This window comes from Chitinophaga sp. CB10 (assembly GCA_001870995.2).
In the GTDB taxonomy this organism is placed as follows: domain Bacteria; phylum Bacteroidota; class Bacteroidia; order Chitinophagales; family Chitinophagaceae; genus Chitinophaga.
This window is the reverse complement of sequence record MLAV02000001.1, coordinates 814,251-826,508: the sequence shown is the minus strand read 5'-3', so window position 1 is coordinate 826,508 and position 12,258 is coordinate 814,251. Positions and strand designations below refer to the sequence as shown.

7 protein-coding genes are annotated in these 12,258 nt (G+C 50.6%); 3 read left to right on the top strand and 4 right to left on the bottom strand.

From position 1 onward, the window contains the following. Positions 1-4,921, bottom strand: a 4,921-nt coding sequence (locus BOC67_RS03295; RefSeq protein WP_291907219.1) for a hypothetical protein, incomplete at its 3' end; no start/stop codon positions are given. A gap of 426 nt (positions 4,922-5,347) precedes the next feature. On the opposite strand from BOC67_RS03295, the gene rpmI reads away from it, so the two are divergent. From rpmI to BOC67_RS03280, 3 genes are all read left to right on the top strand, one after another. Beyond that, positions 5,348-5,545 (top strand): 50S ribosomal protein L35, encoded by a 198-nt coding sequence (gene rpmI / locus BOC67_RS03290; RefSeq protein WP_073087562.1) that lies wholly within the window; start codon positions 5,348-5,350, stop codon positions 5,543-5,545. Between the two features lie 43 nt (positions 5,546-5,588). Beyond that, positions 5,589-5,933, top strand: coding sequence for a 50S ribosomal protein L20 (gene rplT / locus BOC67_RS03285; protein ID WP_111593818.1), 345 nt, complete (start codon positions 5,589-5,591; stop codon positions 5,931-5,933). 111 nt (positions 5,934-6,044) lie between these two features. Continuing rightward, on the top strand, positions 6,045-8,297 hold the full coding sequence (locus BOC67_RS03280) for a family 20 glycosylhydrolase (RefSeq protein WP_291907209.1): 2,253 nt from the start codon (positions 6,045-6,047) through the stop codon (positions 8,295-8,297). Between the two features lie 90 nt (positions 8,298-8,387). Here BOC67_RS03280 and BOC67_RS03275 read toward each other — a convergent pair whose 3' ends face one another. The 3 genes from BOC67_RS03275 to serA all read right to left on the bottom strand — a co-directional run bounded on the left by BOC67_RS03275 (position 8,388) and on the right by serA (position 12,191). Further along, a complete protein-coding gene (locus BOC67_RS03275; protein ID WP_291907207.1) occupies positions 8,388-9,956 on the bottom strand; it encodes a S41 family peptidase in 1,569 nt (522 codons plus the stop codon). 36 nt (positions 9,957-9,992) lie between these two features. Continuing rightward, positions 9,993-10,790: a hypothetical protein gene (locus tag BOC67_RS03270; protein ID WP_291907203.1), complete on the bottom strand. Its 798-nt coding sequence runs from the start codon at positions 10,788-10,790 to the stop codon at positions 9,993-9,995. A 165-nt stretch (positions 10,791-10,955) separates the two neighbouring features. Continuing rightward, positions 10,956-12,191 (bottom strand): phosphoglycerate dehydrogenase, encoded by a 1,236-nt coding sequence (gene serA / locus BOC67_RS03265; protein ID WP_291907200.1) that lies wholly within the window; start codon positions 12,189-12,191, stop codon positions 10,956-10,958. Between the last annotated feature and the right edge of the window lie 67 nt (positions 12,192-12,258).

The following is a 12,258-nucleotide window of genomic DNA, read 5'->3' as shown; positions in this document are numbered from 1 at the left end:
CATCTGCTACCTGTGGTGCAGTGCCTGAACCTGTGTAAATCACTGTCCAGGTTCCCACCTGCTGGATGTTACCAGTGGATGTTACCGGAGTAGCCGTTAATTTAAACGGATTAGTCTGCGCACATGCTGACTGGTCTTCACCAGCTACAGCAGCGGCGTTAGCTGCATAGTTATAAATCGCTACAGTATCAGTAGTTGCAGCACATTTAGTTACCGCCTGACCGTTTACAAAGCTGGTTACAGTCCATACCAGGCGAACGCTATCTCCTACCGGCACTGTGATAGTAGTGGCAGGATCATGCGCATCCGCTACCTGCGGTGCAGTGCCTGAACCTGTGTAAATCACTGTCCAGGTACCCACCTGTTGGATGTTACCAGTGGATTTTACCGGAGTAGCTTCCAGCAAGAACGGATTAGTCTGCGCGCATGCTGATTGGTCTTCACCAGCCACGGCAGCGGCATTAGCCGCATAGTTATAGATCGCCATTGTATCCTGAACAAAGCAGGTTGCTACATTCTTGCCATCAACCACGCTAGTAATAGTCCATACCAAACGTACACTATCCCCTACAGGTACCGTGATGGTAGTGGCCGGATCATGCGGATCCACCACCTGAGGCGTAGTGTTCGTACCAGTATAAATTACCGTCCAGGTACCCACCTGCTGGATGTTACCCACCTGCTGTACAGGCGTAGCCGCCAGCTGGAATGGTGTTGTCTGGGCGCAGGCCGACAAATCAGTGCCAGCTGCCACATTCACATTCTTAGCGTAGTTATAAATAACTAAAGTATCTGTCGTAGCATCACAGGTAGTGTTAACACTTCCACCTACCGTACTTGTCACAGTCCATACCAGGCGCACGCTATCGCCAACAGGAACTTTGATGGTTGCATTCGGATTATGATCCCCTACTACCACCGGCGTAGGGTTAGTACCATTATAAATAACAGTCCAGGTACCAATCTGCTGGATATTACCAGTTGCTTTAACCGGTGTTGCACCCAGTTGGAACGGATCTGTCTGCGCACATGCCGTCTGATCATTGCCGGCATTTGCTGCCGCACTGGCGGCAAAGTTATAAAGCGCTACCGTGTCAGTAGTGAAAGAGCATTTACCACTGCTTACGGTCCATACCAGCCGGATGCTATCTCCTACCGGTACGGTGATGGTTGCTGCCGGGTCATTCACATTGCTTACGGAAGGTGCAGGGGTGGCGGTGCCGTTATACAGCACTGTCCATGTTCCTACCTGCGGCAGGTTACCGGTTCCGGTAAGCTCACTGGCCCCCAGCTTAAACGGATCTTTCTTCTCACATGCACTTTGGTCAGCGCCCGCATCGGCTACTTCCGCTGCGGCATAATTATATAATTTAACGGTCGTACTTACAGAGTCACAAACCCCGTTACCTACAGCCCATTTCAACTCTACCCAGTTACCTGCCGGCACCGTTACGGTTGTTTTAGGATTAGCAGGATCTGTAATCACAACGCCCACAGCATTCCCGCCAATAATGGACCATTTACCGCCCGCTGTTGCAGGAACAGGGTTACTTGCATCCATTGTAAAGGTTGACACATTACAATGCGTTTGCTCAGGCGTAGCCGTAGGAACGCCTGGCTTCTGGTAAACCGTTACAGTTACTGATTTACAGATAGAGTTACCACAAGGGCCACTGCTTTCTCCCCTTACATAATAAGTGGTAGTAGCAGTTACATTTCTGAACAGCACTACTGAATTATCCGCGTTGGCGCTATCCGGCGTAACCGGCGTACCACCGCAGGAGCCTTTGTACCATTTCCATACGGTTGCCACTGTGCTATCCGGGTTGGTGCCAGGTTTGGCGCCGTTCAGCGTCAGCAATACGTTTCCGCTGCCGCAAAGCGCTGCGCCATTTAAAGTAATGTCAGTAGGCGGCGTAGCCGGCTCGGACAAATTCACCGTAAACGTCACTGCTTTCGTACAACCCGCCAGGTCCTCACCGGTAGTCGTATTCCTCTCCCACACAGTCATCACAAATGTATATATCCCCGCAGGCGTATTTGCAGGAATATTCATGTCGATATACGAAGCGCCGGTCCATGCAGCCGCCGTTACCGGTACAAAGTTCGGCATCGGGTTGGCGCCGGTGGACGCAATACTATAATTGGTAATCGTGCTGCTGCCGCTGGTAATATTCAGGCGCACGCTTGGAGCCGTGTTACACGCAATCACAGGCGAATTCGTAATCGCAACGGTTGGAGGCGTTTTAGTACGCACCGCCAGTGAAGCAGAAGGACCCGCCGGACAAATACCATTATTAATAGTCCAGTACAACGTGTAGTTCGTAGCTGCGCCCGTACCTACTATCGTTGCAGTAGTATTATATAACGCATCATTCGCGAAAGTAATATTGGTAACCGGGTTGGATGTCCATTTACCATACTCGCCTTCGTTCTCAGGCTTTGTACCATTCAGGTTTAATACTACGCTCTCTCCCGCCAGCACGCACACCTGGGTGCTTCCCATGCTCTTTGGAACAGTGAGCGGCTTGGTATTAAACAGAATTACGGTGTCACGGGAAATACAATCCGCCTTGTTGTTGTTCACAACCGTCCAGATAAGCGTATCCCTCGTGCCAGCCGGCGAGATGTTCACCGTTGTATTGTACAGGTTTGGATTAGTGATGGTACTGGTACCATTACTCACGCCACGGATGAACGTCCACGTACCTTTCTGATCGCTCAGCGGCTGGTTGGCCTTCATGGTGAACTGCGACTTACTACACTGCCCCACCATTTCATCCATGTTGGTCTTCGCAATCGGCATCGACCGCACCTGCACCAAGAGGGAATCGCTCGTCACGCAGACGCCCTTCGTTACAGTTGCTTTAAAATAGTTATCCCCCACATGCCATGGGTAAATATTACTGAGTACATTCGTCGTACTTCCGTACACGGTATCCTGTGCCACCGGCCAGGTACTGGTCCACTTAATACTATATTTATTGTTCTCAGGTTCTATCTGGAAGCTGGTAGGCGTTTGACCCGCGCATATTTCCAGCGGCCCGCCGGTTACATGTACCACCGCAGGCGTATCTACCCGTATCGTAGCCGATCCGGAGTCCACGCAACTACGGCCGTTACCATAGTTGGCATAACCATAGGCAGTATAGGTAGTACTATGCGTCGGCGATACCACCACGGCTTCGTTCGAAATCCCCGCTATCTCCGGCGGCGCCTTCCATTCATACCGCGTGTACTGCCCTTCCACCGTCAGGTTTACCTGGTCGCCCAAACATATCGCAGCGGACGACAATTTTACCACCGGCTTAGGCAGTATCGTAATGGCAATCGGCGTAGAGGGGGATCCGCAATCCTTGATATTTTCGTTCCCCTTTTCAAAAATGTTCAACCGGTAATAACGAACCACCGGCTGCGTAGGGTTACCCTGTAACGCGCCCGGCAGGAAATGCAGAATAGAATCCTGGCTGCCGTACCGGATCTTTTCAGTAACGCCGGTAGCAGTATTCACGCCAATCGAGTCCGTCAGCGTGTACCAGTTCACCAGGTTGTAACTGTACTCCCAACGGAATACCTTCTGGCTAAAATAATCCAGGTCCTTATTATATGGCTTGCTCGGATCATTCGGATCATACCCGTTCGGCGTGTACCATGCCGTCAGATCAATGGGGGATCCCGCACACTGTACAGACTCCGTCACCCCGTCATCCTTCAAACCGTCCACAAACCCGTAGATGTTCGGAGAACAGTAATTAAACTTAATATCATCAATGGCGATATCGTTACCGCAACCCCCTTCGTTATCGTTTACGATCTGCAGCTTCAGCTTCTTAATACCTCCCGGCACCTTAAATGTACCGCCATATTGCAACCAGCGTTCCCCGCTGGTGTTCAGGTTCATGGACACGTCAAATGTCTTGAACTCCTTCAGCAGGTTCCCTAATGAGTCTAAAATTTTAAAGGTTACACCCGCATAGCGGTAACCGGTAGAGTTACCCTGGATACAGGTGGAGTTAAATACTTCCCGCGTGTTGGTATTCAGAAACCATGCACTGAAGTTGTACTGGGAACCAGGACAAACCACCACATCACGGGTATAGAAAATTCTTTTGTCATTCGCAGAGTTGGCGATCAGCATACCACCCACACTATCAGATGTTGGAGATATATATTTAATACCACCGGTATGATCTCCCACACTATCCCACTCTGATCTTAATTTGGTATTCCAATAAATTACATAACTATTGTCATCAAAATTACCCGATACATCCGGGTTAGGCCAGGAATAAAAAATATTGTTGTTATAATTATAACCTACCGCACCGGCAATCCAGTATGGCTTGGGTTTATCGCTTAAGGAGTTGTCCGTGTACCTTCTGAATCGTCCAAAGTCCTCATAAAAGTCGGACGCCATGGTAGTATTACCCTTACAAACGGTGATCGAACAGTCTACAGACGTAATGGTACGTGTGATACTCGCAGTGCGCGTATTACCCCAGTAATCCTTATAAGTAATGTCCGCCTTAACAGTATATACCACCCCCGGCGTATTAAACCGGATGGTAAGGGCATTTACCTTATAAGAGTCTGCGGCCTGGTTGGTAATAGTCGTATCCCGTGTTCCATTAGGGAGGTTGGGTTTTCCATTATATAATACGGCATAATCCCCCCCGGTAATCGTCCAGTCCACCTTAACGTTTGGATAGTTAAACTGCCGGTTGCCATTCTGATAATAGGTAGAATCCCATATAAATGCGTTTATGCTGGCAAAGTTGCCGGCACATACATTTATAGGAATATTCATAAATGGCTTGTTAGGTACCCCAGTGGGCGGCGTCGCATTGGATTGCGCCATCACCCCGTGCCTGGCGAGCAGGAACGACAGTAACAGTAATATGAGGGTAAGAAATCTTTTCATAGGTGTATTCGGTTAAATCAAAAAAGTATCAGAAATGGCGGATTGTCAGGCCGTCATTGCCTTAGCTGTTTTAACTGCATACATCGTTGAAAAGCGCCGGATCCTTCGTACCGGCGGGCGTTTTGTTGTGTGTAGAATGTTTTCATAGGCATCGGTGTTTAAACTCGATATGGCTAAAATCGGCTAATTATAAAATTAAAATTAACAATAATATGGAAAAATAAAAAAAGTGATAATTATTATAATATGATAGAAAACACTAGAGTAGTTGAGAAGCTGGGGTTGCTTCCTGATTCTCAAAGGGTTAATGATTAGGAAGATTTTTTGAATTTTTTATCCACAGGGCGGTGGAAATCGGAGAAATTTCAGCAGGACTGCGTTTTTTAATTATTTTTCCCTACCTTTGCAGACCAAATTTGATGTAAGATGCCTAAATTCAAGACACATTCCCGTGCTAAGAAAACTTTCAAAGTTGGCGGGAACGGACAGATTAAGCGGTTCAAGGCCTTCAAAAGTCACTTACTGACCAAAAAAGCTACTAAAAGAAAACGTAGCCTGAGAGGTAGTACGCTGGTTAACGAAGCAAACCTGAATCTCGTTAAGAGAATGCTTTGCATGCGCTAATCTAAGTAAATCGAATTTTATAACCTGAGAAAAAAGACAAAAAATGCCTCGTTCAGTTAACGCCGTAGCTTCAAGAGCCCGCAGAAAAAGGATCTTAAAGCAAGCCAAAGGCTTTTATGGCAAAAGGAAAAATGTTTACACCGTAGCGAAGAACGTCCTCGAAAAAGGGCTGACTTATAGCTACGTAGGTCGTAAACTGAAGAAAAGAAATTACCGCCAGCTGTGGATCGCTCGTATCAACGCTGCAGTAAGAGCAGAAGGTCTGACCTACTCTGTATTCATGAACAAATTAGCAGGTAAAGGTATTGAGCTGAACAGAAAAGTTCTGGCTGACCTGGCTATGAATGAACCAGAAACTTTCAAAAGCCTGGTTGCTTCTGTAAAGTAATTACTACTTTTACTTCACGTAAATACCTGAAAAGGGAACTTCCTCCGGAGGTTCCCTTTTTTCATGCCCGCATTTTTACCCTAATTTCGCCGCAACCAAAGAATTGTGAACATGATCAGAAAGCTCGCACTAATGGCCGCCGCCATTGCTGCATCCTACGCCGCTACCCTCGCCCAGGCCACCTCCAACCTTCACCTTATTCCACGCCCGCAGGAAATAACCGCAGGCGCCGGGCATTTCCAATGGACCAGCCATACGCCCATCCTTACCTCCCGCTCCTTTAAAAATATAGCAGAATTAATCGCCACACAGGGTCAACCCGTTAAAGTTTTGGGAGAAAAGAATAATCCCGCCGTTGCAGGCGCCGTACGTATCCTCCCAGCAGACGCACGGCTCGTGCCGGATTACAACGGTTATCTCCTAAAGGTAAATCCCTCCGGAGTAGCCATATACGCCCACAATGCCGCCGGCGCTATCAGCGCCGCACAAACCCTCCTGCAACTGCGACTCATCCAGCCGGATACCAACTTCATTCCCGCCGTCACCATCACGGATAAACCCCGTTTTGGCCACCGCGGCGTAATGCTGGACGTTTCCCGCACCTTCTACCCCGTCGCCTACATCAAACGCTTCCTCGACCTGATGTGGCTCTATAAAATGAATACCTTCCACTGGCACCTCACCGATGGCGCCGGCTGGCGACTGGAAATAAAACAGTTCCCGGAACTCACAAAAACCGCCGCCTGGCGCTATGGCAACACCTGGAAGGACTGGGCCGCCACCGGCCACCGCTACGCCCGCGAAGGCGATCCCAACGCCTACGGCGGCTACTACTCCCAGGATCAGGCCCGCGAAATCGTCGCCTACGCCGCCAAACGCGGCATCGCCGTCATCCCGGAAATTGAAATGCCCGGCCATTCGGAAGAAGTGCTCGCCGTGTACCCGCAACTCTCCTGCTCCGGCATCCCCTATAAAAACAGCGAATACTGCCTCGGCAACGACCAAACATTCGATTTCCTCGAAAAGGTACTCACCGAAGTAATGGCCATATTCCCGTCTCCCTACATCCACATCGGTGGCGATGAAGCCAATAAATCCGCCTGGAAAACCTGCCCCAAATGCCAGCAGCGCATCAAATCGGAAAACCTCCGGGATGTGGACGAACTGCAGAGCTACGCCATCCGCCGCATGGAACGCTTCCTGAAAGCCCATCACCGCCACCTCCTCGGATGGGACGAAATCCTGGAAGGCGGCCTCGCCCCTGACGCTACCGTCATGTCCTGGCGCGGGGAAACCGGCGGCATCGCCGCCGCCAAAGCAGGCCACGACGTCATCATGACGCCCGGCGCCTACTGCTACTTCGACCACTACCAGGCCGATCCCGCAACCCAGCCGGAAGCCCAGGGCGGCTACGTACCACTGGAAAAAGTGTATAGCTATAACCCCGTACCGGCAACGCTTTCCGCCTCCGAAGCCAAACATATCCTCGGCGTGCAGGCCAACATCTGGACGGAACTCATTCCACACGCCGCCCACCTGGAATACATGACCTACCCCCGGCTGATCGCTCTCTCGGAAGTTGCCTGGAGCGATACCGCCCGCAAAAACTTTGAAGATTTCAAAGCGCGGTTACAATCCCATTATCTCCTGCTGCAACGGCTAAACGTAAATTATTTCCGGCCCTCCTATACCGTGACCATCGTGCCGCAAATCAACTACCAGTCAAAACAAACCACCGTTACCTTCACCTCCGAGCAATACCGGCCGGCCATCCGCTACACGATGGACGGCAGCACGCCCACAGCGGCATCCACCCTGTACACGGGACCTTTTACCTTCAGCGGCCCGGCCCTCATCAGCGCCGCTGTATTTCGCGACTCTTTGGCGCAAGGCACGCCCTCCCGCCTGGAAGCCGACTTTCACAAAGCCGTTGGCAAAAGCGTGCATTACCATCTCCCCTATAGTAAAAACTACCCCGCACAAAAAGAGAGTACCCTCACCAACGGCTACCGCGGCGGGGTATCTTATGGGGATGGCCAATGGCAAGGGTTTGAAAGTCATGACATGGATGTAACGGTCGACATGGGAAGCAGCCAACCGCTGAACGACGTGTCGCTTAACTTTATGCAGCTCACCGGCGTGGGCATCTATCTGCCGGCAACCGTAACCATCGCCGTATCGCAGGATGGGACCGACTTCCGGACGCTGGAGCAACAACAAAATGACATCCCGGATAACATCCCTGCCCTCACCTTCCGGAAATTTACCTTTCAGCTGAAAGGCCAGCAGGCAAGGTATATCCGCATCCAAGCCCAAAATGCGCAAAAGGGTTTCCTCTTCGCCGATGAAATCATCGTCCACTAAAGCATATCAGCGAATGAATGCATCACGCATTCAATAAAACAGCGAAGGCGATACCCATGGTACCGCCTTCGCCGTTATCAGTAGCAGCAGCTATTTAAACGCCTGCTGCATTTGTTTGCTCAACCGGTAATCCACCATGCCATTGAACCCTGAAAGCCTGGTGGCGCTTTTGATTACCGCATACGCCGGCGCGACGGACTCCGTACGCAGCGTATTCGTAACCTTATAACCATTCCCTTTCAGGTAGTTATTGATCATATTCAGGTTCTCGTCAAACAGGATATTCCCCCATGGCACATTCACCAGGTCCCTCGCCAGCGCATGCGGCGCAATGCCCGTGTAGTAGCCACCGGATCCGTTTGCATTCGTCGTCGCGAAATTGATCGCATACAGGTCCGCCAGGTATTTCTTAGCGCCCGTACTATCGTACATGGATATATTAAAATCAATAAAACCAACCGGCTTGCCGTAAGTAGTGTCGCCTACCAGCTGCACCGTCATATAGGGCCGCAGGTTGTTCAACGTCAGCTCGCTGGCGGATGCCGTGTTACGGGTAGTAATAAAGAAGACGTTTTCCAGGTTAAGACCGCCGGGGTCCGTATTACTGAAGTTCACCGCCGTCTCCAGCCCGATGGAAGTGGCCACCGTCTGCAGCTTGTCGTTATACTGGTAATTGTACATCACCTTCCCTTTGGCCGCTGCCGGCGCAATGAGGTTATCCAGGTATTCCGCGGTCGACACAGCTCCGCCGCCATTATAGCGCAGGTCCACAATCAGGTTGTTGATGCCCGCTGCTTTGAACTTATTAAAAGTCTCATCGATGGCGGTTTTGGTATTGGTCGCATCCCCGTTGGAATTCGTCACGCTGGAATAGGTGTACAACACAAAATAGCCCACCTTTTTAGTGCCCATCGTCAGCACAGAATCAAAGGCCACCGGGTTTACGTTGTAGGAAGCCGTTGCCAGGGTGGAGGTAAATGTGCTGCCGTTCGGCCGCTGAAAGCCCAGCGTAACGCTGCTGGAATTCAGGATGGCATTGTAGGCCTGCGTCAGAAAAGCGCTGGTGGTATCAAACTTTGTATTACCGTTGATGGAGATGATCTCATACCCGCGGGTCACGCCCAGTTTGCCGGCAGGACTGTTTTTATCCGCATACAACACAAAGAAACGTACCTTCTTATTGTCGGAATCCCACACCGGCGCATATTCCAGCCCGATGTCCCCGTTGGTGGCCGCTACGTAGGTAGCCGCGGAAACGCCGTTGATCAGCTTATTCGTCAGCGATCCCGTACGGTCCAGGAAACTGTAATGGTCGTACGGCTGCTTGGTCACCGGGTTGATGGCATACCCCGCCATGGTGCTCAGCAACACGTCCGCGGAACTGAACTTGCTGTCCAGCGGATTCAGCGCCGGCACGGAGTTATACCAGAAATAGGTAGGCAGGCCCTGGGATTTATTCCGCCCCCCGTCCGCATAGGACACCTGCATGATGTTATACATGAGGTATTTGAGCGAGTCCTCTGCCGACAAGGCTACATTGCCATTGCCGCCGCCGTTGCCATCGGTAGACAGCTTTTCTTTCCTACAGGAAAAGAACAGGGCCACACAGCAGGCTGCCATGGCCAACTTACCGGCAAATCTGTGAAGTTTGTGTTGCATAACTATTAGGGCTATATGAAAATATTTTTCAGGATGCTATTTGTGCGTAGCCATCAGCTGCCTGGTCCAGAAGTCCTTCGGATAGAAAAGGTTTTCCATACCCGGGCCTGTCAGGCCTGCCGGCATCGGAGGCGGCGTTTTGCCTTCCTTTTCTGCTGCCTGCATGGCGGCCAGTCTGTCCTTCACTTCCTTTTCCTTTGCTTTACGGTCGTCCCGGTTGAGGGGATTCACTTTAAATCTGTAAGCGATGGGCTTATCGTTGTTGATGGCTAAGCCAAGATATTGCAGGGGGATGGCCAGTTCGCATACCAGGTTACCCTGTTCGTCCAGCGATGCTGCGGACGCAATCTGCTTGTCATTCTTAACCGGCATAATCCCGTCAGGCACGCCGGTCAGTCCTTCCACGCTGATCTGTTTCGCGTTCTGCAGGATGCTCCGCTTCCACTCTACCGAATTGCGCTGGTTTTGCGATTCCACTACTTCCGGCGCATCTTCTCCCAGCAGCGGGAAAGTAATGGAGGAAACGATCTTCTTTTTGCCCGTCGGGTTTACTGAAAACGTAAAACCCGCACGCATTATTTTCATCTGGCTCACCTGGTCCGGAACGTTAATTACAACATAAAGGTTGTTGGAATCGTTCGCTATGGTGTAAAATAGTTTAGCGTCATTGTTATAGAACGTCAGCGGTTTGGGCCATTCGCTGGCCTTGCCATCGATGCTGAGTCCTGCCGGCGCCCATTTATTCACGTCTTCATCCTGGGCTTTCACTAAAGTTGAAAATAGCAAACCGGCCACTACTGCGGTTCCGGTTAAAAATGACCTGTTAAATTTCATGAAAAACAACATTATTTCGGGCCATAAGATAGCTATTTCTAAACAAGGTAAGTAAAAACATTTTCCCCCGGCCGGGGAGTCGATGAAATGGCAATATCCACGGGTGAATGCACAAAAAAAGCTGCCGTGCGTACGGCAGCTTTCAGTATAAGGTTGAACGGCAGCTTAGTACAGCAACCGGGTTTTGATGGTATGCGGCACTTCCTTCAGTAAGGCCAGGGCTTCGGCGGACAGTTGTTTGTCCACGTCCAGCACCACGTAACCGATGGTATCATTGGTTTTCAGGTACTGCCCCAGGATGTTGATCTTGTTGGTGGAAAGCGCCGTGTTGATGGCAGACAGTACGCCCGGCACGTTCTCATGGATGTGCAGGATGCGGTGGGTGTTCTCCACCGCCGGCACGCTGATGGCCGGCACCGTGTGGGAGCCAAAGCTGGCGCCCTTTTCCAGGTAGTTCAGCATCTTCGCGCTAACGTCGAGGCCAATATTATGCTGCGCTTCTTCGGTACTTCCTCCGATATGCGGCGTCAGTATTACATTGGGGAGTTTTTGTAAGGGGGTAGAAAAAGCAGCGCCGTTCTTCTCCGGTTCTACCGGAAACACATCGATGGCAGCTCCGCTCAATTTCCCGCTCACCAGTGCATCTTTTAAGGCTTCCAGGTCCACGACCTCACCTCTGGCGTAATTGATAAATATCGCCCCGGGCTTGGCGTAGGACAGCTCTTCCGCTTTGATCATATTGTTGGTAGACGGGTTGGACGGCACATGCAGGGAAATGATGTCCGCCTGGCCAAACAAATCCTTCAGGGTACGCACCTGCGTAGCATTACCCAGCGGCAGCTTGGTTTCCACGTCGTAATAAATCACGTTCATGCCCATCGCTTCCGCCAGTACGCTTACCTGCGAACCGATGTTACCATATCCCACAATACCCAGCGTTTTGCCGCGCAGTTCGTAACTGCCGGTAGCTTCTTTCATCCAGGTGCCGTTGTGCGCTGCGTTGTTCTTATCTATAATACGACGAATCAACATGATAGAAAGACCAATTACCAGTTCAGCTACCGAGCGGGTGTTGGAATAAGGTGCGTTAAACACTACCACACCGGCTTCTGTGGCCGATTTCAGATCCACCTGGTTGGTCCCGATACAGAAGCAACCAATGGCCTGCAGCTTCTTGGCCGCATCCAGTACTTTTTTGGTCACATGCGTTTTGGAACGGATTCCCAGCAGGTGAACATCTTTGATGGCTGCTATCAGGTCATCTTCGCTCAGCGCGCCCGACAACTTACGTACCGAATAGCCTGCGTTGGTGAACTCTGCAACAGCGGCATCGCTGATGTTTTCCAACAATAAAATGCTGATCTTCTCTTTCGGATAACTTGTCAATTTGTGCTGATCCATAGTATTATTTATAATTATATGTGTATTCCTTTCTGGCAATTGGCTTAATAATTGCTGCTTGCTGGGC

What these genes read in the sequence shown, in the direction of transcription:
- rplT (WP_111593818.1), top strand. Translation starts at nt 5,589, where the DNA reads ATGCCTCGTTCAGTTAACGCCGTAGCTTCAAGAGCCCGCAGAAAAAGG.
- BOC67_RS03270 (WP_291907203.1), bottom strand. Translation starts at nt 10,790, where the DNA reads ATGAAATTTAACAGGTCATTTTTAACCGGAACCGCAGTAGTGGCCGGT.
- serA (WP_291907200.1), bottom strand. Translation starts at nt 12,191, where the DNA reads ATGGATCAGCACAAATTGACAAGTTATCCGAAAGAGAAGATCAGCATT.
- rpmI (WP_073087562.1), top strand. Translation starts at nt 5,348, where the DNA reads ATGCCTAAATTCAAGACACATTCCCGTGCTAAGAAAACTTTCAAAGTT.
- BOC67_RS03275 (WP_291907207.1), bottom strand. Translation starts at nt 9,956, where the DNA reads ATGCAACACAAACTTCACAGATTTGCCGGTAAGTTGGCCATGGCAGCC.
- BOC67_RS03280 (WP_291907209.1), top strand. Translation starts at nt 6,045, where the DNA reads ATGATCAGAAAGCTCGCACTAATGGCCGCCGCCATTGCTGCATCCTAC.